Below are 22,917 nucleotides of genomic sequence, written 5' to 3'. Positions count from 1 at the left end.
GGCGACCTCGTCCCCTCACGAAGCGGCGATGGACACCCTGCGCGTCGCCCGCCGCTCTCCCCACGCGAGCAGCGGCGCGGCGACGAGCATGCCGATGGCCGCCATCACCACGCTGACGCCGACGAAAGGCGCGTAGTACGCCCATCCGCCGGGCATGACGAGAGTCCGCCCGAAGAAGAGAAGCGCGGGGAGCGCCGCGCCCAGCGCCGCCCCGAGCGTGCCCATCGCGATGCGGAGGCTCTGCGAGCGCCGACCCCGGAGGTCGGCGAGGAGGAACGCGGCGCACAGCGCCGCGGGCACGAGGCCGTACAGCGCGCCGAAGACGATGCCCATGAGCGCCATCATCAGCACCATCGCGGGCCCGCCTTCGCCCCGATCCGACAGGAAGACGGACATCAGCGCCAGCAGCGCCGCGCCGATCACGGCGCCGGCGACGATCAATCCGAAGACCGCCGGGCCGCTCCTCGTCCAGAACATGGCTCGAAGCTACCGCTCCGGCCGTTCGGCGGCGCGGACTCGGAGGTCAATCCCAGTCGAGGTAGTCCTCGATCGGCCACGACGTCGCCCCGACGTGCGTGACGGGGAACAGGTGCCCGCCGCCCTCGACGGCGACGACGCTCACGCGGTCAGGCGCGGACGCCTGCAGGCGCTCGCCATTGGCGACCGGCGTGAGGGTGTCCTCGCTCCCCTGGATCACGAGCACGGGGACGGCGGGGGCCAGTGACGACCATTCGAGGTCGGGTGTGGCATCCTGAGCCGCGCGCTGCATCGCGTCGACCTCGACGTCGCGCGCCCCCTCGGGGATCCCGGACCCGCCGGCGTTCAGCTCGTCGGTCTGCTCGGCGCCCTCGACGCCGAGCAGCAGCACGCCGCCGACGCGGTCCAGGTGGTCGAGGGACACGGCGCGGGCGACCGAGCCGCCGAACGCGTGGCCGCCGATCCAGGCGTACCCGAGGCCGATGTGGTCCATGACGTCGACGACGTCCTGCGCGAGGTCGTGCATCGAGACGACGGCGTCCGCCGCGGACGAGGGATGCCGCGGCCCGACGCGCACGATGCGGAAGTCCTCCTCGATCAGCGCGTGGGCGAGCGGGCCCAGGTAGCTGATGTTCAGGCCACGACCCGGGATCAGCACCACGGCGGGACCGCTGTTGGCTCCCTCGTCGACGAAGGGGATCGCGCGGCCGTCGGGTTCGAAGATCTGGGTGTCGGCCAAGATGGTTCCTCTCACGTGGCGTGTGTTCGCGGGCAGGATCGTCCGGGTGGACGCCGGCCCCGAGGTTCTACGTTACGCGGAACTGCTCCGCACCCGCTCGATCGGGGCGCCCGGACCGCCGTCGCCTCAGCCGCGCGCGGCGAGGAACGTCAGCGTGCGCTCGCGGACCAGTCCCGCCGCCGCCGGGTCGTACGACGCCAGCGATGCGTCGGCGAACAGGTGCGCCGTGCCCGCGTACAGGTACAGCTCGGCCTGCGGCGTCGAGTCCGCGAGGGCGCGGGCGGCGTCGAGGTCCTCGGCGAACCACTCGTCGTCGAGGCCGCCGTGGATCTGGGCGGGCAGCCCTTCGGGCCAGGCGCCGAACTCCTCGACGGGCATGCAGGCATCGAAGAACAGCGCGCCCGCCGCGCCCGCTCGGGTCTGCGCCAGCTTCTGCGCGGGCATCACGCCCATCGAGAACCCGGCATAGACGACGTTCGTGGGCAGGGTCTCCGCGACTGCGACCCCGCGCTCGAGGAGCGTTCCGAAGCCGATCGCGCGCGCGTAGGCGATGCCGGCCTCCAGGTCGCCGAACGTGTGCCCGTCGAAGAGGTCGGGCAGGTGCACGGTGTGACCAGCGGCGGTCAGCTCGCCGGCGAAGGCGCGCATCCCCTCGGTGAGGCCCTGGGCGTGGTGGAAGAGGACGATCTCGGACATGCTTCCCTCTCGCGAATGATCCATGAAACTCGTACGTTCGAGAACGCTAGTATGTTCGTCCATGGAAGGCAATGCGCCCGACTACGAGCTCGACGACCGGCGGGTGCTCACGACGCCGGCGCAGGTGCGCGCACTCGGCAACCCGCTGCGCAACACGCTCCTGGGGCTGCTGCACGAGCGCGCGGCGAGCGTCACCGAGCTGAGCGCGGCCGTCCGGCGCCCGAAGAGCACGGTCGCGCACCACGTCAAGGTGCTCGTCGAGGAGGGGCTCGTCCGCGTCGTCCGCACGCGTCGGATCCGGGCGGTCGACGAGGCGTTCTACGGTCGGACAGCACGCATGTTCACCGTCGCGCTCGACGGGCCGGAGAACTCCGCCGACCCCCGACCGTACGACTTCAACGACTTCGAGGTCGCGGCGAGCGAGTCCGGACCCGCCTATGCCGGCGGGGAGCTGTGGGGCTTCATCCGCCACGCACGCATCGACGCGCAGCAGAAGCAGGAGTTCTGGCAGCGCATGAAGGCGCTCGTCGACGAGTTCGACACGCTCCCCCGCCGCGGCGACGTCGTGCACGGCTTCGCGGTCGGGATCTATCCCGTGCCCGACCACCCCGCCCTGCCGGACGCTGCCGAGTGATCCCGGATCACCCGTCGATCAGACGTTGAAGCGGAACTCCACGACGTCGCCGTCCTGCATGACGTAGTCCTTGCCCTCGAGGCGCGCCTTGCCCTTGGCGCGCGCCTCGACGACCGAGCCGGTCTCGACGAGGTCGTCGAACGAGATGACCTCCGCCTTGATGAAGCCCTTCTCGAAGTCGGTGTGGATGACACCCGCGGCCTGCGGAGCCTTCCAGCCCTTGCCGATCGTCCAGGCGCGGGCCTCCTTGGGGCCTGCGGTGAGGTACGTCTGCAGACCCAGCGTGTCGAAGCCGATGCGGGCGAGCTGGTCGAGGCCGGACTCGTCCTGCCCCGTCGACGCGAGCAGCTCGGCGGCGTCCTCGGGGTCGAGGTCGATGAGCTCGGACTCGATCTTCGCGTCGAGGAACACGGCCTTGGCTGGCGCGACGAGGGCCTCCAGCTCTGCCTTGCGGCCGGCATCCGTCAGCACGCCCTCGTCCACGTTGAAGACGAAGATGAAGGGCTTCGCCGTGAGCAGACCGAGCTCCCGGATGGGCGCGAGGTCGATCTTCGACGCCGACAGCAGTTCGCCGCGCTGCAGCGCGTCGCGCGCGTCGATCGCCGCCTGCAGCACCGAGGGGTCGAGCTTGCGCCCCTTGACCTCCTTCTCGTACCGCGTGATCGCCTTCTCGAGCGTCTCAAGATCGGCGAGCTGCAGCTCGGCGTTGATGGTCTCCATGTCGTTCTGCGGGTTCACCGCGCCCTCGACGTGCACGACGTCGTCGTCGGCGAAGCCGCGCACCACCTGGGCGATCGCGTCGGCCTCGCGGATGTTCGCGAGGAACTTGTTGCCGAGGCCTTCGCCCTCGCTCGCACCGCGCACGATGCCGGCGATGTCGACGAACGACACCGCCGCCGGCAGGATGCGCTCCGAGCCGAAGATCCCGGCGAGCGTCTCGAGCCGAGGATCGGGCAGGTTGACCACGCCGATGTTGGGCTCGATCGTCGCGAACGGGTAGTTCGCCGCGAGCACCTGGTTCTTGGTCAGGGCGTTGAAGAGGGTCGACTTGCCGACGTTCGGGAGTCCGACGATTCCGATGGTGAGAGCCACGGGCACCCAGTCTAGTTGGGGCGGGATGCCGCACCCCGCGCGGTGCCGTCGATCCGGCGCTCCGGCGCGGGCCGAGATCCGTCGCTCCCGCGCGGGCGACGCCGGCACCCGTTGCCGGCCCGATGCCTCACGGCGATACTGGCGACATGGACGACTGCTGCGCCCCGCAGCCGCCGAACGGCTACGACCGCGAGTTCGACGAGCGCTTCGCGCGCCGACTGGCCCGGCGGTATCGCGCCGAGGGGCTGACGCCCAGCGCGCAGCTGATCCTGTCGTACGCGGCATCCCTCGGTCTCGACGGCGCATCCGTGCTGGAGATCGGCGGGGGCATCGGCGACATCCAGCTCGAGGCGCTCAAGCGCGGCGCGGCGCACACCACGAACGTCGAGCTGTCGTCGGCGTACGAGGCCGAAGCCGTCCGGCTGCTCGACGAGGCCGGCCTGCGCGACCGGGCCACGCGCGTGCTCGGGGTCGATCTCGCCGGCACGCCGGAGGCGGTGGATCACGCCGACATCGTCGTGCTGCACCGCGTCGTGTGCTGCTATCCGGACTATCGCGCGCTGCTCGGCGCCGCGGCGGGGCGCGGAACGCGTGCTGTCGTGTTCAGCCACCCGACGCACAATCTCGGCACGCGCGTCACGGCGCGGCTGATCAACGCCTGGTACTCGCTCACGGGCAATCCCTACCGCGCGTTCGCGCACGCGCCCGATGCGATGGTGGCTGTGCTGCAAGACCGCGGCTTCGAGCCGCGCTACCGCGAGCGCAGCGGTCCCTGGCACATCGTCGGCGCGGTCCGCGCGTGAGACCGCCCCGCCCCGTCAGCCGCGGATGCCGCGATAGGCGCGCGTCAGGTACGGCAGGCTGATCGTCGCGGCGCCGTCCGCCGCCGTCCCGCCTTCGGTGCGGCGGCGCTCGTCGAACAGGTCACCGACGCTCGCGAGGATCTCGGCGCGCTCGGCCTCGGTCGCGGTGATGATGTAGCTGCGGGAGGCGACCATGTCCAGGAGCGCCGTCCGCGTGAGCGTCCGCGTCCAGGTCCAGCGCCGCTCCACCAGTCCCTCGAACGGGGCGGCGACCTGCGGGCCGTCGCCCGCGAGCAGCTCCTCGGCGTGGCTGCCGTGCATCGCCGCGGTGAGCCGGGCCACCCACGGGTCGGACTCGTCCCGGATGTTCCACACGAGCCCCAGCACGCCGCCCGCTCGCAGCACGCGTCCGACCTCGGCCGACGCCGCCGCCACGTCGACCCAGTGCCACGCCTGGCCGAGCAGCACCGCGTCGACGGACGCCTCCGGCAGCGGCATCCGCTCCGCCGTCCCCACGAAGGTGGGCACGCCGTGGACGTGCTCGCGCAGGGAGGCGAGCATGTCGGCATCCGGGTCGATAGCCACGACCTCCGCCCCGGCCTCGACGATCGTGCGGGTGAGCTTGCCGGTGCCGGCGCCCACGTCGGCGACCCGCGGGGACCGGCCGTGCTCGCGCACCGGCTCCAGCATCCAGTCCACCGCCTCGCGCGGATAGTCGGGGCGTCCCGACTGGTACGCGCTCGCGGCGGCTCCGAACGACACGGACATCTCTTCGCGGCTGGCCATGCTCCGACCCTATGACCACGCGCCGCGCACGGCGCGCCTGCTGCCGGATGCGACGGTGCCGGGTGAGTCTGGAGGCGTGGCACTGGACTTCACCGCGATCGACTTCGAGACGGCGAACTCCAGCAACGCGTCCGCGTGCGCGGTGGGTCTGGTGCGGGTCCGCGGCGGCGAGATCGTCGACCAGACCGGCTGGCTCATCCGCCCGCCCGCCGGCCACGACGTGTTCTTCGAGCTGAACGTGCGCATCCACGGGATCCAGCCCGAGGACGTCGCCGACGCTGCCGGCTGGAGCGATCAGCTCGCAGACCTGGTCGCCTTCACCGGCGACGATGTGCTCGTCGCCCACAACGCGGGGTTCGACATGGCGGTCATCAAGCGCGCGTGCGACGCCACGGGCGACGACTTCCCCGCCTACCGATACGCGTGCAGCCTGCAGGTCGCGCGCAAGGTGTACCGGCTCGACTCGTACCGGCTGCCGTTCGTCGCGGCCGAGGCGGGCTTCGGCGACTTCCCGCATCACAATGCGACCGCCGACGCGCTCGCGTGCGCGCACGTCATGATCGACGCCGCCCGCCGCGTCGGGGCCGACTCCGTCGAGGCGCTCGCCGAGGCCGTCGGGGTGCGGGTGTCGCAACTGGCGGCCGCGGAGGCTCCCGCGGTGTCGTTCGCCGTCGCGTAGCGGGATGCCGCAGCCCAGCGCCGCGGCGATGTCGGAGCCTTCGGGCACGATGTGGGCATGGACGCAGTCGTGATCAGTGTCGTGGTGATCGTCGCCCTCGTGCTGGGCGCCGTCGCCGGATGGGCGATGGGGCTCGCGCGCGGTGCCGCGCGCGGCGCACGCGACCACGCCGAGCTCGCGGCGCGCCTCGCCGGCTCGGAGGCGGCCCGACAGGGCGTGCAGGCACAGCTCGACCACCAGCAGCTGCTGTACCGGGAGCTGGCCGGCCAAGCGCGGCACGATCAGGCTGCGCGGGAGGAGCGCGAGCGGCGCGAGCAGTCGGTGCTGCGCGCCTTGGCGCCCGTGCAGGAGACCCTCGCCGCGATGCACGCCAAGGTCGACGACCTCGAACGCGACCGGCACACCCAGTTCGGCACGCTCGCCGAGCAGCTGCGGCGCGCGCACCAGTCCGACGAGGCGCTGCGGGCGACCACCGAGTCGCTCGCGAGCGCGCTGCGCTCGGGCAGCACGCGCGGCGTGTGGGGCGAGACCCAGCTCCGCCGTGTCGTCGAGGCGGCGGGGCTCACGCGTCACGTCGACTTCGACCTGCAGACCTCGATCACCACCGACGCCGGTGCCGGCAGACCCGACATGGTCATCCGCCTGCCCGGCGACAAGGCCATCGCGGTCGACGCGAAGGTGCCGCTGGACGCCTACCTCGAGGCGAGCGCGATCCCCCTGACCGCCCAGGGCGCCGAGGGCGCCCGCCGGCAGAGCCTGCTCGAGAAGCACGTCAAGGCGGTCCGGGCGCATGTCGACGCGCTGGCGCGCAAGACCTACTGGGCCGGCCTGTCGTCGAGCCCCGAGTTCGTGGTGTGCTTCGTGCCGAGCGAATCGCTGCTCGCGGCCGCGCTCGAAGAGGACCCGGCGCTGCTCGACTACGCGTTCGGCAAGCGTGTCGCGCTCGCCTCCCCCGTCAACCTGTGGGCGGTACTCAAGACCGTCGCGTACACGTGGACGCAGCAGGACGTGTCGCAGGAGGCGCGGGCGCTGTTCGACCTCGGCAACCAGCTCTACGAACGGCTCGGCTCGCTCGCATCGCACGCCGACGACCTGCGGCGCGCGATCGAACGGACGGTCGACAGCTACAACCGGTTCGCCGGGTCCCTGGAGACCCGGGTACTCGTGAGCGCCCGCAAGTTCCCCGGCATCGACGCGACCAAACTCGACGCGGTGAACGAACCGGCGACGATCGAGAAGGCCCCGAGGCGGCTCACCGCTCCCGAACTGCTCGAACAGACGCTTCCCGGGCTCGAGACTCCGGCTCCGGCGGACTCACGACCGACGACCGCGACGGCGGAACTGGGTGATGTGCGCACGCGCATCTCGGTGACCCCGGAGGACCACTGACGCCGCGCAGGCAGCGATCGGGGCGGCTCAGGCGCCGCCGGGGACGAAGCTCAGCAGCAGGATGACGGCCGCCGAGACGCCGACGAACGCGCCGATCATCCACCAGGCGCTGACCTCGTGCCCCTCGTCGCGCCGAACGCGCAACAGGACGTCGGGTCGACGCGCCGGGTCGATCGCGTTCGCCACCACCGCGTGCGCGCCCGTCTGGGGCTGCGACGAGTCACCGGACTGCGCAGACATCGTCAACTCCTTGCGTCAGGAACACCTGCGTGTCCCCATCGACACCAGCTCGATTCTGCCAGAGTTCCCGGGATCGCGGATCACGAAACCGTCACAGCGGCATCACGAGACACTCCCGTCACGCCGGCCACGCACCGTGAGTCGTCAGAGCCACTTCGAGACGAGGTGCTCCGACGAGATGCGGCGCAGCGTCCCCGAGGCGCCGCGGAGCACGACGCTCTCGGTGTACACGTAGCCGCCTTCGCGCCGGACACCGGCGACGAGCGCGCCGTCGGTCACGCCGGTGGCGACGAAGATCGTGTTGTTGCCGGTGACGAGCTCGTCGGCCTCGTACACGTACCCGTCGAGCTTGAGCCCGGCGTCGAGCCCGCGCTGCCGCTCGTCGTCGTCGCGCGCCCACAGCCGCCCCTGGATGTGCCCGCCGAGCGCCTTGATCGCGCAGGCCGTGACGATGCCCTCGGGGCTGCCGCCGATGCCGACGCACATGTCGGTGCGCGCGTTGTGCCGCGCGGCGTTGATGCCGCCGGCGACGTCGCCGTCGCTCATCAGTCGCGTGCCGGCGCCCGCGGCGCGGATCTCGTCGATGAGCTGCTCGTGGCGCGGACGGTGCAGCACCGAGACGACGAGTTCGTCGACGGGCTTGCCGAGCGCCTTCGCCAGCAGCCGGATGTTCTCGCCGATGGGCAGCCGGATGTCGACGACGCCCACTCCGGCGGGACCGGTGACGAGCTTGTCCATATAGAAGACGCTCGAGGCGTCGAGCATCGTGCCGTGATCCGAGACCGCGATCACCGACAGGGCGTTGTTGCGCCCGGCCGCCGTCAGGGACGTGCCGTCGATCGGGTCGACCGCGACGTCGGCCTGGGGACCGCGGCCGTTGCCGACGCGCTCCCCGTTGTACAGCATCGGCGCCTCGTCCTTCTCGCCCTCGCCGATGACGATCGTGCCGTCGAAGTTGACCGTCGTGAAGAACGCCCGCATGGCGTCGACGGCAGCGCCGTCGGCGGCCTCCTTGGCGCCGCGTCCGATGAACGGCACCGCGCGGATCGCCGCAGCTTCGGTCGCACGCACCAGTTCCAGCGCGAGGTTGCGGTCGGGTTGCAGCGGGCTCATGTCCGCGGTCAGGCTCACCATGCGGTCAGCCTAGCCACGCAGCCGACTGTTCCGTCGGACTTTCGTGCGCCTTCGCGCGAAGGAATCACGATTCTTTCCCAGACGTCAGGGACGTGGTTTTCCCGGTGCCGCCGACCGCCGGCATCCGACTCACGAAATCGAGCTTCGGTAGGATCTGCTCTGACGCCCACATCTACAAAGGGAGCACTCATGCCCGTCGCCACCCCAGAGCAGTACGCCGACATGCTGGACCGCGCGAAGGCCGGTGGCTTCGCGTATCCCGCCATCAACGCCGCCAGCTCGCAGTCGGTCAACGCGGTCCTGCAGGGCCTCACCGAGGCCGGCTCGGACGGCATCATCCAGGTCACGACAGGCGGCGCGGACTACTTCGCCGGCCACACCGTGAAGGCCCGCGCCACCGGCGCGCTCGCGTTCGCCGCGTACGTCCACGAGGTCGCCAAGAGCTACCCGATCACCGTCGCGCTGCACACCGACCACTGCCCCAAGCCGGCGCTCGAGGACTTCGTGCTGCCGCTCATCAAGGCGTCCGAGCAGGTCGTCGCCGACGGCGGCAACCCCATCTTCCAGTCGCACATGTGGGACGGCTCGGCCGTGCCGCTGGCCGAGAACATCGAGATCGCGAAGGAGCTGCTCCCCCGCCTCAAGGCGATCAACGCGATCCTCGAGGTCGAGATCGGCGTCGTCGGCGGCGAGGAGGACGGTGTCAAGCACGAGGGCACCAACGACGCGCTCTACACGACCACGGGCGATGTCGCGCAGGTCGTCGACGCGCTCGGCCTCGGCGACCAGGGCCGCTGGATCGCCGCGCTGACGTTCGGCAACGTTCACGGCGTCTACAAGCCGGGCAACGTCAAGCTCAAGCCCGAGCTCCTGGGCGAGATCCAGGCCGGCATCGCCGCACAGTTCGGCACCGGCGCGAAGCCGCTCGACCTCGTCTTCCACGGCGGCAGCGGTTCGACCGACGCCGAGATCGCCGAGGCCGTCGCGAACGGCGTCGTCAAGATGAACATCGACACCGACACGCAGTACGCGTTCACGCGCTCGGTCGCCGGCTTCATGTTCCAGAACTACGACGGCGTCCTCAAGGTCGACGGCGAAGTGGGCAACAAGAAGGCCTACGACCCGCGCGCGTGGGGCAAGATCGCCGAGTCGGCCATGGCGGCCCGCGTCGTCGAGGCGACGCAGCAGCTCGGCTCGGCCGGCAAGAGCCTCGGCGCGTAAACGCCGGAACAGATCGGATGCCCCGGCTCCGACCCCCGCGTGGGGTCGGAGCCGGGGCATTCCCCGTCTGCAGGACGCGGGAACCGAGCCCGCACGTCACTCCGGATCGATGTAGCGATCCAGCAGCCCCGGTGCGCCCTCGGGCCGGTGGACGATCACGATCTCATCACCGGCCTGCACACGTCCGCCCTGCACCACGCGGAGATAGGGGCCGAGGCGGCGCTCGTTCGAGAACCTCTTGACCCAGCCGCGGGCGTCGTCGCCGCCGACCCACCGCGCGAACGTCTGGCACGGGGTCCGTGGCATCGTCACCTCGACCTCGACGCGATCGCCGATGCGCCACCGTTCTCCGATGCGCGCGGCGTTGACGTCGAGCCCCTCGACGCGGAGGTTCTCGCCGAACCAGCCCGGCGGGAGCTCACGGCCGAGCTCGGACTCCCAGAACGCGGCATCCTCGGCGGCATACGCGTACAGCGCCTTGTCGAGCCCGCCGTGGTGGTTGCGGTCGGCCTGCACGTCGGCGTAGACGCCGTACGGCCCGACACGGACGGGGCCGTCGACGGCACCCTTGTCGATCGCCGTGACGCCGACCGAGCCGGCATCGGGACGAAGCTGTCGGACCACGCAGACGGCGACGAGACGAGGCATCCGCTCATCCTAACGACCGCTTCGCGACGGCCGGCCGGCCCCTCGGCGGCAACTCAGGGCTCGCCGCGCAGCAGCACCTTCCCATCCGACATCGCCCGGACCTCGATCGACGCGATCTCATCCGCGTCGAGGGCGGTCCCCGCCTGCAGGCGCGCGGTCGAGCCCGGGCCCGCCCGCCAGGACGACAGCTCGCTGGTGGTGCCGTCGGTCGACGTGACCACGAGGACGTACGGCCACTCCTGCTCGGGCGCGTACGGATCGTCGCTGGGACCGTACGTGCAGGTCATGTCGATGCGCGTGCCCCACGCGACGTCGGTGAGCTGCACGCTGGCGCTCAGCGGCACCTCCGCCACCGGCTGCAGCGCGACGGTCTCGGCGGGACGCACCACGGGGGCGACCATGGTCGACACCGCGAACGCCACCACGATCGCCACCGCTGCCGCCGCGGCGAGCACACTCCCCCACACCACGGTCCGACGGCGGCGGGTCATGCGCGTTCCGACGGCCACGAGCCGCGCCCGGGCGTTTAGATCGGGACCGGCGGTCGCCGCCCCGGCCGTTCCCGCGTCCGCCTCGAGCAGCGCTTCGGCGCGATCGGGCGACACGCGGGCGAGCAGACCGAGGGTGGGTGCCAGGTCGGCGAGCGCGGCACGGCACAGCGGGCAGTCGTCGAGGTGCTCCTCGTACAGCCGCCGGTCGGCCGTGCTCAGCGCGCCGACGACGTAGGCGGCGTCCCAGTCCGCGAACCGCGGGTGGTCCGGGTTCATCGTGTCACCCCCTTCTCCTGCAGGGCGAGCCGCAGCGCGCGCAGGCCGTAGTGCAGCCTCGACTTGACGGTTCCGGGCGGGATCTCCAGCTCTCCGGCCATCTCGGCGACCGAGAGCCCGCGGTAGTACGCGCGCACGACGACCGCGCGATGCTCTGCCGACAGTGCGGCGAGCGCCTCCTCGACGATGATCGCCTCGAACAGCGCATCGGTGCCGTCGCCCGCGACCCGCTCCGGCACCTCGGCGACATCGACCTCGCGCCGACGGTGCGCGCTGCGGGCCTCGTCGATCACGAGGTGGCGCGCCACCGTGAACATCCACGAGCGCGTCGCAGAGGGGTCCTCCTCGAGGATCCTCGGCGTGCGCCAGGCACGAAGCAGCGTCTCCTGCACGATGTCGTCCGCTCCGGCCCTGTCCCCGGTCAGGTGTACGACGTAGCGCCACAGCGGCGCCGCGTGGGCGTCGTACAGCGCCTCCAGCTGCAGGGCGTCACGTCGCGTCGCTCTGCCGCCGGCGCCTGACCCGTCGTCGAGCCTGGTTCGCGGCATCCGTCACCTCCGCAGGGGACACGAGACGCGTGCCCCGGAGGTTCAACCGAGGTGCGCGCCGTCGCCTTCCGAGTATGGCGCGCAGCCGGCCGTCGCGGTATCAGCCGCCGGTGGTGCCCAGGAGCGCCTCGAGGACGGCGGGGTCGCTCATCAGCGGGACTGCCATCAGCACACCGGTCACGAACGTGAAGAAGATGCCCGCGGCCAGCGGGATCCACCACGTGAGGCGCCCGCGTCGCAGACTCCACAGCGACACCAGGGCGGTCGCGATCCAGCCGATCGCCACCACCACGGCCGCGGTGATGCCCCACGGCCGGCCGGCGGCCGGGTCCGACAGCGTCACGTCGAGGCCCATCACGGCGAACATCGTCTCGGCGTAGGCGCCGTAGTCCAGGAACGACGGGAACGAGGTCACCACGTTGAACAGCCCGTACACGAGGAGTGCGATGGTGACGACGCGGTCGACCATGCGCGTACGCACGGGCGCGCCCGCCGGCTGCGACTCCGGCGCCGGCTGCGGCGAGGGGATGCCGCCCTCCACGGTGTCGGCCACCACCGCGGCCGCAGGAGTCACGGGCTGCTGCCACTCCGGCGCGGGCTGCTGGATGCGGGCGCGCTGCTCCTCGGGGCTGGCGTACTCGCCGTACTGCGGCCGGGGACGGGGCTCGCCGTCGCTCATGCGCGGCTCCGTCCACCCAGGGCGCGGTCGTCGCGCTTGCCGGCGGCATCCTGGCGCAGCTCCTTCGGGAGCGAGAACATGAGGTCCTCCTCCGCCGTGCGCACCTGCTCGACATCGCGGTAGCCGGCGGCCGCGAGGTCGTCGAGCACCTCCTGCACGAGCACCTCGGGCACCGACGCGCCGCTGGTGACGCCGACGGTCTCGACGCCTTCCAGCCACGCCTGCTCGACCTCGTCGGCGTAGTCGACCCGGTACGCGGCCTTCGCGCCGTGCTCGAGGGCCACCTCGACCAGGCGCACGCTGTTCGACGAGTTCGCCGAGCCCACGACGATCACGAGATCGGCGTCCTTGGCGACCTTCTTGATGGCGACCTGACGGTTCTGGGTGGCGTAGCAAATGTCGTCCGACGGCGGATCCTGCAGCTCCGGGAAGCGCACACGCAGGCGGCGGACGGTCTCCATGGTCTCGTCGACCGAGAGCGTCGTCTGCGACAGCCACACGACCTTCGACGGGTCGCGCACCTCGATGGTGTCGGCCTCTTCGGGCGAGTTCACGACGGTGACGTGGTCGGGCGCCTCTCCCGCCGTGCCCTCGACCTCTTCGTGCCCCTCGTGGCCGATCAGCAGGATCTCGAAGTCGTCGCGCGCGAAGCGCACCGCCTCGCGGTGCACCTTCGTCACGAGCGGGCACGTCGCGTCGATCGCACGGAGTCCGCGATCGGATGCCGCGTTCACGACCGCCGGCGAGACCCCGTGGGCGCTGAACACGACGTGGGCACCCTCGGGCACCTCGTCGACCTCCTCGACGAAGATCGCGCCCTGCTTCTCCAGTTCGGTGACGACGTGGATGTTGTGCACGATCTGCTTGCGGACGTACACCGGCGCGCCGAAGCGCTCCAGCGCCTTCTCGACGGCGATGACGGCCCGGTCGACGCCGGCGCAGTATCCGCGCGGCGAGGCCAGGAGGACCCGCTTGCGTCCGGGGCCGGCGATGTCCTGGAGCGGCTCGCGCCGCCGCGGGACGCGCGGGACGGGCATGCTCACGGTGCTGCTGCTCACCCCTCGATTCTAGGGGCGGCCCCTGGGCGCCGGCCCGGCGCACGGCCTGCGTCGACGTCCGCCGCGTGCGCTACCGTGACCGGGTGGCATCCCCCACCCCTCCCGCACCTGTCGCGCGCGCGACGCGCACCGCCCGCATCGCCGCGCGCGTCTCGACGATCGAGCTGCTGTTCGACCTGGTGTTCGTCTTCACGATGACCCGCGTCGCCGAGATCATCGTGCACCACCCCGACCCGACGGGGATCGCCCAGGCGGCGCTCGTGCTGGCGCTCGTGTGGTGGATGTACGACGCCTTCGCGTGGCTGACGAACCAGGCGGCACCCGACAGCACGGGGTTCCGCATCGCGCTCATCGCCGCGATGGCTGCGTTCCTGATCATGTCGCTCGCGATCCCCGACGCGTTCGGCGAGACCGGCGTGCTGTTCGGCGTGACCTACATCGTGGTCGCGGTGATCCATGCGGCGCTGTTCATCGTGGTGGGCGGCGCCGCAGCGGCACGTCGCATGTTCGTCGTCGGCACCTCGAACGTGCTTGTCGGCGTGCTGCTGGTGATCTCGGGCTTCGTCGAGGGTCCCGCCGACTGGGTGCTGTTCGGCCTGCCGCTGCTGGCGTTCCTCGGCTCGGCGATGCTGAGCGCGCGAGGAGGGTTCGATCCTGGCGCGTCGCACATGGTCGAGCGCCACGGACTGCTGATGATCATCGCGTTCGGCGAATCCATCGTGTCGGTCGGCGTGGGCGCGACGGGTCACGCGATCGAGGTGCCGCTGGTGGTCGGCACCGTGCTCGCGGTCGGACTGGTCGCCGCGCTCTGGTGGTGCTACTTCGACGGCGACGACTCGCGGGCCGAGGCGCGCATGGCCTCCGTCGCCCCGGAGCGGCGCACCGGGCTCGCGCTGGTCGCCTTCTACGTCGAGCACCTTGTGATGATCTTCGGCCTGCTGATGCTCGCGGCCGGGCTCCACGGCCTGTTCGTGGCACCGTTCAGCGCGCTCGAGGCCCCGGAGGCGTGGCTGATCGGCTGTGGTGTCGCGGTCTACCTCGCGGGCGACGCGGCCTACCGCGGCACGCTCGACCTCGGTCCGGTGGGCGCGAGGCTCCTCGCCGCGGTGCCGGCGACCGCCACCGCGTGGGTCGGGTTCACGGTGTCCGGCACGCTGCAGCTGGCGGGCCTCCTGGCGATCGTGGCCGGCGTGCTCGTGTTCGAGAACGCCCGCCGTCCGCGCCGCGCCACGCCGCTCGCCGCCGCGAAGGAGGCCTCATGACGACGTTCCAGCCCGCCGCGGTGCCCGGCGAGCCGCCCCCCGCGGACTCGGTCCGCCCCCGCGACTCCACCTCCGATGCGCCGACCTCGGTCGCCCGCCTGAACGACACGATCCGGGGATTCGTGCAGACGTGGGGCTCCGTGTGGGTCGAGGGCGAGATCACCGCGTTCAACCTCCGCGGCGGCAACGTCTTCGGACGGCTCAAAGACCTCGTCACGGATGCCACCATCTCGTTCCGGATCTGGTCGTCCACGCGCGACCGGCTGCCCGGCGACCTCAAGGTCGGCGACCACGTCATCGCGTGCGTCAAAGCCGACTACTACGTGAAGAGCGGCGACTTCGGCTTCTCGGTGTCGGCCATGCGCCACGTGGGACTCGGCGATCAACTCGAACGTCTCGAGCGCCTGCGCGCGCAGCTGCGCGCCGAGGGGCTGTTCGACGCGTCTCGCAAGAAGCCCCTCCCCTTCCTCCCGCACCTCATCGGCCTCATCACCGGAGAGAACTCGGATGCCGAGAAGGACGTGCACCGCAACGCCGAGCTGCGCTGGCCGCAGGTGCGGTTCCGCACCAAGTACGCGGCGGTGCAGGGCGATCGCTGCGTGCCCGAGACGATCGCGGCGCTCAAGGCGCTCGACGCCGACCCCGAGATCGATGTCATCGTCATCGCGCGCGGCGGCGGCGACCCGCAGACCCTGCTCGGCTTCAGCGATGAGCGGATGCTGCGCGCCGTGGCGGCGGCATCCACTCCCGTCGTGAGCGCCATCGGCCATGAGAACGACCATCCCCTGCTCGACGACGTCGCCGACCTCCGCGCGTCGACGCCCACCGATGCCGCCAAGCGCGTGGTCCCGGACGTCGCCGAGCAGCGGGCACTGGTCGGTCAGCTGCGCGCACGCATGACGATGCGCCTGACCCAGCGGGTGGGGCACGACGTCGCGCAGCTCGAGCAGCTGCGCTCGCGCCCCGTCCTGCGCACGCCCGAGGCGATGCTCACGGCGCGCGCCCACGAGGTGGAGCTGCTCGCCGCTCGCGGCCGCGACCGCGTCGATCGCGCGCTGCAGCAGCACGAGCGCCGCACCGCCGAGCTGCGCGCCACGCTCCGTGCGCTCTCGCCCGCGTCGACCCTCGCCCGTGGTTACGCCATCGCGCACCTGGGCGACGGGGTCATCGTGCGCGACGCGACACAGGCGCCGGCATCCACCCCCCTCGTCGTGACCGTGGGGCGCGGATCGTTCGCCGCCCACTCCGACGGCGAGATCCCCGAGACCACCCACCCCCGCCCCACGGAGGACGACGCATGACCTCACAGCCCCCCGGCCCGCAGTACCCCGCGCAGCCGACCTACCCCGCGCAGCCGCAGTACTCCGCGCAGCCGCAGTACGCCACGCTTCCGCCCGCGCAGCCGCCGTACCCGGCGCCCGTGCAGAAGACGACGAGCGGGCTGTCGATCACGGCTTTCGTTCTCGCGTTCCTGGTCGCACCCGTCGGGCTGGTGCTCGGCATCGTCGCACTGATCGTCGACGCTCGGCGCCCCGATCGCACGAAGGGCCTCTCGATCGCCGCCATCGGCGTCGCGATCGTCCTGGTCGCGATCGCAGTCGTGCTGCTCGTGATCTGGATCCTGGGCTCGCTCATCGCCGACGTCGCGTGCGGCGAGCTGGCGGGCGGGTGCCCGAACCGCGGCCCGTTCTTCTGAACCCGCTCGGACGCGGGCCGATCGCACCGGACCGCGTCCGGGCGTGGGGTCGTGCCACTCGCAATTAGACTGGGGGCATGACCGCGTCGACCGAGGCACTTCCCGACGTGGCGTCACTCTCTTTCGAGCAGGCGCGCGACGAGCTCGTCCGCGTCGTCGCCGAGCTGGAGCAGGGTGCGCCGACGCTGGAGCACTCGCTGGCCCTGTGGGAGCGCGGCGAGGCCCTCGCGGCACGCTGCGAGGAGTGGCTGCTCGGCGCGAAGCGCCGGCTCGACGCCGCACGCGCATCCGTGGACGGCGCGGCCCGCGGCGACGAGAACGGAGCCCGCTGATGGCCCACGGACCCCGCGTCGTCGCCGAGCTCGGCCGCCCCGAGACGCCCGATGAGACGGCTGCCCGCAAGGCGGAGTCCTCGCGGGTGTACCGGTCGAGCCAGAACGTCCGGAACCTCGTCGCCGCTCTGCTCGTGACCCTCGCCGTGGTCGTGGTGATCATGTTCGCCGTGCCCCGCGGATCCGCCCCCGAGCGCGAGCCGATCGACGTCGCCGCTGCCGCCGAGCGCATCGCGACGGCAGAGGACCGCACCGTCATCGTCCCGGACATGTCGGACGACTGGGTCGTGAACCTCGCGGCAGTCGACGGCGAAGGCCGCGTCAAGGCGTTCAACGTCGTGTACGCGCCCGCCGACGAGAACGCGCGCGGCTTCGTCAACGTGTCGCAGGGCTTCGACGCCGACGCGTCGTGGGTCACCCGCGTCCTGTCGGGCTCCGCACCCGACGGCACCGTGACGATCGACGGCATCACCTGGGATCGCTACGAGCTCGATCCCGAACGCACCGGCAACATCTCCGTCGCCCTGTCGACCACCGCCGGCACCGACACCGTGCTCATCTACGGCACGACGACCCAGGACGCGTTGGAAGAGACGGCGCGCTCCGTGACCGACCAGATCACCGCACTGCGCCAGGAGGCCCCGTGAGCGACGCCCCGACACCCGCCGATGTCTGGAGCGAGATGCTGCGCGGCAACGCGCGCTTCGTCGCCGGCGAGCCGCAGCACCCGCACCAGGACGTGGACCGACGTCATGAGCTCACGGAGGGGCAGCGCCCCCAGGCCGTCCTGTTCGGCTGCTCCGACTCGCGACTGGCCGCCGAGATCATCTTCGACAACGGGCTCGGCGACCTGTTCGTCGTGCGCAACGCCGGGCAGGTGGTCTCGGAGTCCGTCATCGGCAGCCTGGAGTACGCGGTCGCGGTGCTGAAGGTGCCGCTCATCGTCGTCCTCGCACACGACGCCTGCGGTGCGGTGCGGGCCGCGATCGACAGCACCGACCCCGAGACCCCGGCGCTGCCGCCGCACATCTGGCGGCTCATCGCGCCCATCGTGCCCGCGGTCCGCCGTGTGCAGCGTACGGGCGGCGGCACGGCCGCCACGTCCGAGATCGACGCCGAAGCCGTCGGCCGCGAGCACCTCAGCACCACCGTCGCCGACATCCTCCAGTCGTCCGAGCTCATCAGCGACGCCGTCGCCTCGGGCGCGCTCGGCATCGTCGGCGCCAACTATCGACTGGCGCAGGGCACGGCCGTGCCCGTGGTGTCGGTCGGCATCGACGCCTGAAACACACTTCCGAACCCATCCCGACACACGTGAGGAACAACGACGTGACCGACACCGAGTACCGCATCGAGCACGACACCATGGGCGAGGTGCGCGTGCCCAAGAACGCTCTCTACGCCGCGCAGACCCAGCGCGCCGTGGAGAACTTCCCGATCTCGGGCGACCGGCTGGAGCCTGCCCAGGTCGTGGCGCTGGCCCGGATCAAGAAGGCGGCCGCGCTCGCGAACAAGGAGCTCGGCACCCTCGACGGCGCCATCGCTGACGCCATCTCCGGCGCCGCCGACCTCATCATCGCCGGCGAGCACGCCGACCAGTTCCCGATCGACGTCTACCAGACCGGCAGCGGCACGTCGTCGAACATGAACATGAACGAGGTGCTGGCGACGCTCGCGACGCGTGCCCTCGGTGCGACGGTCCACCCCAACGACCACGTCAACGCGTCGCAGTCCTCCAACGACGTCTTCCCCACCTCCGTGCACATCGCGGTCACGCAGGAGATCATCGACGACCTCATCCCGGCGCTCGACCACCTCGCGGTCGCGCTCGAGGCGAAGGCCGAGGCGTGGAGGGAGGTCGTCAAGTCCGGTCGCACGCACCTGATGGACGCGACCCCCGTCACCCTCGGGCAGGAGTTCGGCGGCTACGCGCGCCAGATCCGCCTCGGCATCGAGCGCGTGCAGGCCGTCATCCCCCGCGTCGCGGAGGTCCCGCTCGGAGGCACGGCGGTCGGCACCGGCATCAACACCCCCCTGGGGTTCCCGCAGCGCGTCATCGAGCTCATCGTCGCCGACACGGAACTGCCCATCACCGAGGCGAAGGACCACTTCGAGGCGCAGGCCAACCGCGACGGCCTGGTCGAGGCATCCGGAGCGCTCCGCACCATCGCGGTCTCGCTCACGAAGATCAACAACGACCTGCGCTGGATGGGCTCCGGCCCCAACACCGGCCTCGGCGAGCTGCACATCCCCGACCTCCAGCCGGGGTCGTCGATCATGCCGGGCAAGGTCAACCCGGTCGTCCCCGAGGCGACGCTCATGGTGTGCGCCCGCGTCATCGGCAACGATGCGACGGTCGCGTGGGCCGGCGCGTCGGGCTCGTTCGAGCTGAACGTCGCCATCCCGATCATGGGCAGCGCCGTGCTCGAATCGATCGAGCTCCTCGCGAACGTGTCGCGCGTGCTCGCCGACAAGACCATCACGGGGCTGGAGGCGAACGTCGAGCGCGCGGCCGCGTACGCGGGCATGTCGCCCTCGATCGTGACGCCCCTCAACAAGCTCATCGGGTACGAGGCGGCCGCCAAGATCGCCAAGCACTCCGTCGCCAAGGCCATCACGGTGCGCGAGGCCGTCATCGACCTGGGCTACGTGGAGCGGGGCGAACTGACGCTCGAGCAGCTCGACGAGAAGCTCGACCTGCTCTCGATGACGCACCCGGGCTGAATTCCCTGTGCCGCACGTCCTGCGTCGGCGGGATAATCAGGACATGACCCGCTCGGCCCGCCCGATCCCCGCGCGCGTCAGGATCCTCTCGGCGATCCTGGCGGTGGCGTGCGTGGGGCTGGCGATCGTGGGCAGCGTGACCTTCCTGGTGCAGCGCGAACAGGCGATCGCCGGCGTCAACGAGCGCCTGAAGACGCAGGTGGAGTCGCTGCAGGCGGTGGCAGAGGATCCGACCACGGCCGGCGGCAGCGCTGCCGAAGCGACCAACGAGCTCGACATCAACACGTACACGTCGATCGACGACTACCTCAAGGCGGTCGTCGCTCGACTGGTGCCCGCGGGCAACGAGGCGTCGGTCGCGCTCGTCGACGGCGTGCCGCGGTGGGTGCCGTCGACGCTGTCGGGGTTCAGCATCGCCGAGAACAAGCAGCTGATCGACCGCGCCCTCGCCGACACGAAGAGCGGTGCGACGAAGATGGGCACGGTGGCCACCGACGAGGGGTCGCTGCGATACATCGCCATCCCTGTGTCGATGCCGGGAGATCCCCGACAGGGGCTGTACATCCGCGCGATCGACCTGGGTGCCGAGCTGCAGCCGGTGACGTTCGCGATGACGACGTACGTCATCGCGGCGCTCGTCGTGCTCGCCGCGGTCGGCGTGGTCGGCTGGTTCGTCACCGGGCGCCTGCTGTCGCCGATCCGGCATCTGCGTGAGACGGCCGATGCCATCTCGATCAGCGACCTCTCCGCACGTCTGGAGCCGCACGGCAACGACGACATCGCCGACCTGTCACGCACCGTCAACTCGATGCTCGACAGGCTCGAAGGGTCCGTCGACGTGCAGCGTCAGCTCCTGGACGACGTGCGTCATGAGCTCAAGACCCCGATCACGATCGTGCGCGGCCACCTCGAGCTCATGAATCCGCGGGATGCCGCCGATGTCGCCTCCGCCCGCGACATCGGCATCTCCGAGCTCGACCGGCTTGCACGTCTCGTCGAGGACATCGACCTGCTGGCGGCGGCCGAGGCGGACTCCTACACGGTGTCGCCCGTCGACCTCGCCGCGCTCACGGCGCGCGTGGGCGAGCTCGTCGCGGTGATCCCCGACCACACGTGGACCGTCGAAGCGAACGCCGAGGGCAGCGTCGCCGGCGACAACGACAGGCTGCTGCAGGCGTGGCTGCAGCTCGCCGACAACGCAGCCAAGTACACCCCGGCGGGCAGCCCCATCGAGATCGGAAGCTCGAGCGGCCCGGACGGAGCGCGGCTCTGGGTGCGCGACCACGGCGCCGGCATCCCGCCGGCGGCGCGGGTGCGCATCTTCCGGCGCTTCGACCGCGCCCACGTGCACCGCACCGTCGGCGGCTCCGGTCTCGGCCTCGCCATCGTCGACGCGATCGCGAAGGGCCACGGCGGGCACTGCGCCGTCACCGACACCCCCGGCGGTGGCGCGACGTTCACGATCCATCTGCCTCTGTCCGAGGCTGAACTGCCGGCTCCCGTGCGCGCGGGCGATGTCGTGCTGCAACGGGAGGCGTCAGGATGACGAGGATCCTCATCGTCGAGGACGAACCGCGGATCGCCGCGTTCGTCAGCCGCGGGCTCGAGTCCGCCGGCTACGACACGATCGTGGTCGACGACGGCCCCGAGGCGCTCGAGGCGGCGCTGCGCGGCGATGCCGACCTCGTGCTGCTCGACGTCGGCCTGCCGACGATGGACGGCTTCGAAGTGCTGCGTGAGCTGCGCGCCCGGGGCTCCGCAGTGCCGGTGATCATGCTGACGGCCCGTTCCAGCACGCGCGACACCGTCGCCGGATTGGATGCCGGAGCCAACGACTACGTGCCCAAGCCGTTCACCTTCGAAGAGCTTCTCGCGCGCGTCCGCTCACGGCTGCGCGAGAGCCTGCCGCAGCGCGGCGTATCGGTCTCGCACGACGATGTCGTTCTCGACATCCTCGCCCGTCGCGCGACCGTCGACGGTCGCGAAGTCGATCTCTCGGCGCGCGAGTTCGCGCTGGCGGAGCAGTTCCTGCGCAATCCCGGCCGCGTGCTCAGCCGCGAACTGCTGCTGAGCCGCGTGTGGGGACTCGACTTCGATCCGGGGTCGAACGTCGTCGACGTGTACGTCCGCTATCTGCGCGGCAAGCTCGGATCGGACCACATCGTCACGGTTCGGGGCGCCGGATACCGCTGGGAGTGACGCGCCCCGTCCCCCGCGCACGAAGAAGCCCCCGGCGCTGGGGGACGCCGGGGGCTGTGAAAGGGCCGGACTGGGGGATCCGACCGCGGTCAGTCGCGCCTATCTGGGGAATTGCGCGACTGGTCTTTCTTCGTGTCGGGCACGGCGCCGTTGCCGTTCCCGTTGGAACCCGCGTTCGCGGGGTGCTGTGGATGGCTGTTCTTCTGCGAGTCGCCCTGGCCCGACGGAGCGAACTGGGTCTGCATCGTGCTGCTGCGGTCGGCGGTGCCGGACTCCTTCTGCGGGGGCGCGGTCGTCCCGTTGCCCTGCTGGTCTGAGCCGGAGGTCAGACGGTCCGTCACGGCGCGCTCGAGTCGTTCGATGAGGGCGTCGATGCGTCCCGTCGGCCAACCGCGTCCTTCGGCCCATGCGCGCAGAGAATCCCACGTCCCGGCGGCGCGCGCCGCATCGATCGCAGCATCCACGTCGGCCGGAGCAGCAGGCGCCGCAGCAGCAGGCGCCGCCGCAGCCGGCGCGGGCTCCTCGGGCGCGACCTGAGGCTCAGGCGCAAGGGGCGGGGTGTACGTGTTCGACGCGGGCGGCTCGACCTCGGTCGGATCGGGCGCGTCGACGACCTCCGCCTCGTTGGGCGTCACGGGTGGTGCGGTCACAGTCGGTGTGGGCGTCGGGGTCGTCGTGGGCGACGACGCGGCCGGCACCAGGATCCGCGAGGTCGCGACCGTCGTCGCCGGGGAGTCCTTGAGAGCAGCCGTGTTGGTCATCGCGACGGCGCAGACGACGGCGACGCTCGCCGCGACAGCGGTCATGCCGCCGATCACGAGCCCCGTTCGTGCGTCCACAGTCTGTTCCCCATCCCCTGCTGTGTGCAGTTCCTCCTTTCCATGGTGACAGACACTGCAGGCTCGAAGCGCCGGATCGCCATGAGACTCTTCTCATGCACCGGCGCGAGGAAGCGGGGCGGGGGTTGGGATGACCGGCCCCAAACAGTGGGGAGCGCCCCCCCCCCCCCCGGGGGGGCCCCCCCGCCCCCCCCCGGGGGCCCCCCCGGGCCCCCCCCCCCGGCGGGGGCGGTACCCCCCCCCCCCGCCCACCGCGGCCGGGTGCCCCCGGTCGC

Annotated in this window: 27 protein-coding genes; 14 read left to right on the top strand and 13 right to left on the bottom strand. The window is 71.4% G+C overall.

Translation table 11 applies throughout. The annotated features are described in order from the left end of the window. Nucleotides 1-15: 15 nt before the first annotated feature. The 3 genes from ACFWJ8_RS08315 to ACFWJ8_RS08305 form a co-directional block, all read right to left on the bottom strand. Nucleotides 16-477 carry a hypothetical protein gene (locus tag ACFWJ8_RS08315; protein WP_378810524.1) on the bottom strand — a complete coding sequence of 154 codons (462 nt, stop codon included), beginning with the start codon at nt 475-477 and terminating at the stop codon, nt 16-18. Nucleotides 478-523: 46 nt separating this feature from the next. Continuing rightward, nucleotides 524-1,216: an alpha/beta fold hydrolase gene (locus ACFWJ8_RS08310; protein ID WP_378810523.1), complete on the bottom strand. Its 693-nt coding sequence runs from the start codon at nt 1,214-1,216 to the stop codon at nt 524-526. A gap of 126 nt (nt 1,217-1,342) precedes the next feature. Next, the gene (locus ACFWJ8_RS08305) at nt 1,343-1,912 is read right to left on the bottom strand and encodes a dienelactone hydrolase family protein (RefSeq protein ID WP_378810521.1); all 570 of its coding nucleotides are present in this window, start codon (nt 1,910-1,912) and stop codon (nt 1,343-1,345) included. A gap of 61 nt (nt 1,913-1,973) precedes the next feature. Between ACFWJ8_RS08305 and ACFWJ8_RS08300 the strand changes: the two genes are divergently transcribed. Then, nucleotides 1,974-2,546 (top strand): ArsR/SmtB family transcription factor, encoded by a 573-nt coding sequence (locus tag ACFWJ8_RS08300; RefSeq protein ID WP_378810519.1) that lies wholly within the window; start codon nt 1,974-1,976, stop codon nt 2,544-2,546. 18 nt (nt 2,547-2,564) lie between these two features. On the opposite strand, the gene ychF is transcribed toward ACFWJ8_RS08300, so the two are convergent. Then, nucleotides 2,565-3,638 (bottom strand): redox-regulated ATPase YchF, encoded by a 1,074-nt coding sequence (gene ychF / locus ACFWJ8_RS08295; RefSeq protein ID WP_378810518.1) that lies wholly within the window; start codon nt 3,636-3,638, stop codon nt 2,565-2,567. 146 nt (nt 3,639-3,784) lie between these two features. Between ychF and ACFWJ8_RS08290 the strand changes: the two genes are divergently transcribed. Next, nucleotides 3,785-4,441, top strand: a complete 657-nt coding sequence (locus ACFWJ8_RS08290) for an SAM-dependent methyltransferase (RefSeq protein WP_378810517.1) — start codon at nt 3,785-3,787, stop codon at nt 4,439-4,441. A 15-nt stretch (nt 4,442-4,456) separates the two neighbouring features. On the opposite strand, the gene ACFWJ8_RS08285 is transcribed toward ACFWJ8_RS08290, so the two are convergent. After that, nucleotides 4,457-5,227: a class I SAM-dependent methyltransferase gene (locus tag ACFWJ8_RS08285; RefSeq protein ID WP_378810515.1), complete on the bottom strand. Its 771-nt coding sequence runs from the start codon at nt 5,225-5,227 to the stop codon at nt 4,457-4,459. 76 nt (nt 5,228-5,303) lie between these two features. On the opposite strand from ACFWJ8_RS08285, the gene ACFWJ8_RS08280 reads away from it, so the two are divergent. Together ACFWJ8_RS08280 and ACFWJ8_RS08275 are read left to right on the top strand one after the other, a co-directional pair. Further along, nucleotides 5,304-5,906 (top strand): 3'-5' exonuclease, encoded by a 603-nt coding sequence (locus ACFWJ8_RS08280; protein ID WP_378810605.1) that lies wholly within the window; start codon nt 5,304-5,306, stop codon nt 5,904-5,906. 57 nt (nt 5,907-5,963) lie between these two features. Further along, on the top strand, nt 5,964-7,295 hold the full coding sequence (locus ACFWJ8_RS08275) for a DNA recombination protein RmuC (RefSeq protein ID WP_378810513.1): 1,332 nt from the start codon (nt 5,964-5,966) through the stop codon (nt 7,293-7,295). Between the two features lie 27 nt (nt 7,296-7,322). On the opposite strand, the gene ACFWJ8_RS08270 is transcribed toward ACFWJ8_RS08275, so the two are convergent. Together ACFWJ8_RS08270 and glpX are read right to left on the bottom strand one after the other, a co-directional pair. After that, the gene (locus ACFWJ8_RS08270; protein ID WP_026305661.1) at nt 7,323-7,535 is read right to left on the bottom strand and encodes a hypothetical protein; all 213 of its coding nucleotides are present in this window, start codon (nt 7,533-7,535) and stop codon (nt 7,323-7,325) included. Nucleotides 7,536-7,679: 144 nt separating this feature from the next. Next, complete coding sequence (gene glpX, locus ACFWJ8_RS08265; RefSeq protein WP_378810511.1) at nt 7,680-8,669, bottom strand: class II fructose-bisphosphatase; 990 nt, start codon at nt 8,667-8,669, stop codon at nt 7,680-7,682. A 189-nt stretch (nt 8,670-8,858) separates the two neighbouring features. Here glpX and fbaA point away from each other — a divergent pair, with 189 nt between their 5' ends. Then, on the top strand, nt 8,859-9,890 hold the full coding sequence (gene fbaA, locus ACFWJ8_RS08260) for a class II fructose-bisphosphate aldolase (protein WP_378810509.1): 1,032 nt from the start codon (nt 8,859-8,861) through the stop codon (nt 9,888-9,890). A gap of 96 nt (nt 9,891-9,986) precedes the next feature. Here the strand turns inward: fbaA and ACFWJ8_RS08255 are convergent, their stop codons facing one another. From ACFWJ8_RS08255 to ACFWJ8_RS08235, 5 genes are all read right to left on the bottom strand, one after another. Continuing rightward, complete coding sequence (locus ACFWJ8_RS08255) at nt 9,987-10,538, bottom strand: MOSC domain-containing protein (protein WP_378810507.1); 552 nt, start codon at nt 10,536-10,538, stop codon at nt 9,987-9,989. Nucleotides 10,539-10,591: 53 nt separating this feature from the next. Continuing rightward, entirely contained in the window at nt 10,592-11,305 is a 714-nt protein-coding gene (locus ACFWJ8_RS08250) for an anti-sigma factor family protein (RefSeq protein WP_378810506.1), read from the bottom strand. Further along, a complete protein-coding gene (locus ACFWJ8_RS08245) occupies nt 11,302-11,853 on the bottom strand; it encodes a sigma-70 family RNA polymerase sigma factor (RefSeq protein ID WP_378810505.1) in 552 nt (183 codons plus the stop codon). Before ACFWJ8_RS08245 ends, ACFWJ8_RS08250 begins: the two co-directional genes overlap by 4 nt. A 100-nt stretch (nt 11,854-11,953) precedes the next feature. Next, on the bottom strand, nt 11,954-12,532 hold the full coding sequence (locus ACFWJ8_RS08240) for a DUF6264 family protein (protein WP_378810504.1): 579 nt from the start codon (nt 12,530-12,532) through the stop codon (nt 11,954-11,956). Beyond that, nucleotides 12,529-13,569 carry a 4-hydroxy-3-methylbut-2-enyl diphosphate reductase gene (locus ACFWJ8_RS08235; RefSeq protein ID WP_378810604.1) on the bottom strand — a complete coding sequence of 347 codons (1,041 nt, stop codon included), beginning with the start codon at nt 13,567-13,569 and terminating at the stop codon, nt 12,529-12,531. Before ACFWJ8_RS08235 ends, ACFWJ8_RS08240 begins: the two co-directional genes overlap by 4 nt. A 104-nt stretch (nt 13,570-13,673) precedes the next feature. Between ACFWJ8_RS08235 and ACFWJ8_RS08230 the strand changes: the two genes are divergently transcribed. The 9 genes from ACFWJ8_RS08230 (at nt 13,674) to ACFWJ8_RS08190 (ending at nt 21,803) form a co-directional block, all read left to right on the top strand. Next, on the top strand, nt 13,674-14,852 hold the full coding sequence (locus tag ACFWJ8_RS08230) for a low temperature requirement protein A (RefSeq protein ID WP_378810503.1): 1,179 nt from the start codon (nt 13,674-13,676) through the stop codon (nt 14,850-14,852). Then, nucleotides 14,849-16,153, top strand: coding sequence for an exodeoxyribonuclease VII large subunit (gene xseA, locus ACFWJ8_RS08225; protein WP_378810500.1), 1,305 nt, complete (start codon nt 14,849-14,851; stop codon nt 16,151-16,153). The genes ACFWJ8_RS08230 and xseA overlap by 4 nt, the downstream gene beginning before the upstream one ends. Beyond that, complete coding sequence (locus tag ACFWJ8_RS08220) at nt 16,150-16,548, top strand: DUF4190 domain-containing protein (protein ID WP_378810498.1); 399 nt, start codon at nt 16,150-16,152, stop codon at nt 16,546-16,548. Before xseA ends, ACFWJ8_RS08220 begins: the two co-directional genes overlap by 4 nt. Nucleotides 16,549-16,625: 77 nt before the next feature. Continuing rightward, entirely contained in the window at nt 16,626-16,880 is a 255-nt protein-coding gene (locus tag ACFWJ8_RS08215) for an exodeoxyribonuclease VII small subunit (protein ID WP_378810496.1), read from the top strand. Beyond that, entirely contained in the window at nt 16,880-17,527 is a 648-nt protein-coding gene (locus tag ACFWJ8_RS08210; protein WP_378810494.1) for a DUF4245 family protein, read from the top strand. Before ACFWJ8_RS08215 ends, ACFWJ8_RS08210 begins: the two co-directional genes overlap by 1 nt. A gap of 35 nt (nt 17,528-17,562) precedes the next feature. Beyond that, complete coding sequence (locus tag ACFWJ8_RS08205; RefSeq protein ID WP_378810602.1) at nt 17,563-18,165, top strand: carbonic anhydrase; 603 nt, start codon at nt 17,563-17,565, stop codon at nt 18,163-18,165. A gap of 44 nt (nt 18,166-18,209) precedes the next feature. Continuing rightward, the gene (locus ACFWJ8_RS08200) at nt 18,210-19,604 is read left to right on the top strand and encodes a class II fumarate hydratase (RefSeq protein ID WP_378810492.1); all 1,395 of its coding nucleotides are present in this window, start codon (nt 18,210-18,212) and stop codon (nt 19,602-19,604) included. A gap of 43 nt (nt 19,605-19,647) precedes the next feature. Further along, nucleotides 19,648-21,150, top strand: coding sequence for an ATP-binding protein (locus ACFWJ8_RS08195; protein WP_378810490.1), 1,503 nt, complete (start codon nt 19,648-19,650; stop codon nt 21,148-21,150). Beyond that, the gene (locus tag ACFWJ8_RS08190) at nt 21,147-21,803 is read left to right on the top strand and encodes a response regulator transcription factor (protein ID WP_378810488.1); all 657 of its coding nucleotides are present in this window, start codon (nt 21,147-21,149) and stop codon (nt 21,801-21,803) included. The genes ACFWJ8_RS08195 and ACFWJ8_RS08190 overlap by 4 nt, the downstream gene beginning before the upstream one ends. A gap of 89 nt (nt 21,804-21,892) precedes the next feature. On the opposite strand, the gene ACFWJ8_RS08185 is transcribed toward ACFWJ8_RS08190, so the two are convergent. Continuing rightward, nucleotides 21,893-22,642: a hypothetical protein gene (locus ACFWJ8_RS08185; protein WP_378810486.1), complete on the bottom strand. Its 750-nt coding sequence runs from the start codon at nt 22,640-22,642 to the stop codon at nt 21,893-21,895. Nucleotides 22,643-22,917 lie beyond the last annotated feature (275 nt).

The sequence above is a fragment of the Microbacterium sp. NPDC058389 genome, assembly GCF_042722305.1.
Lineage (GTDB): Bacteria > Actinomycetota > Actinomycetes > Actinomycetales > Microbacteriaceae > Microbacterium.
The sequence above is the reverse complement of the archived record's forward strand: the minus strand, read 5'-3'. Positions and strand labels throughout refer to the sequence as shown.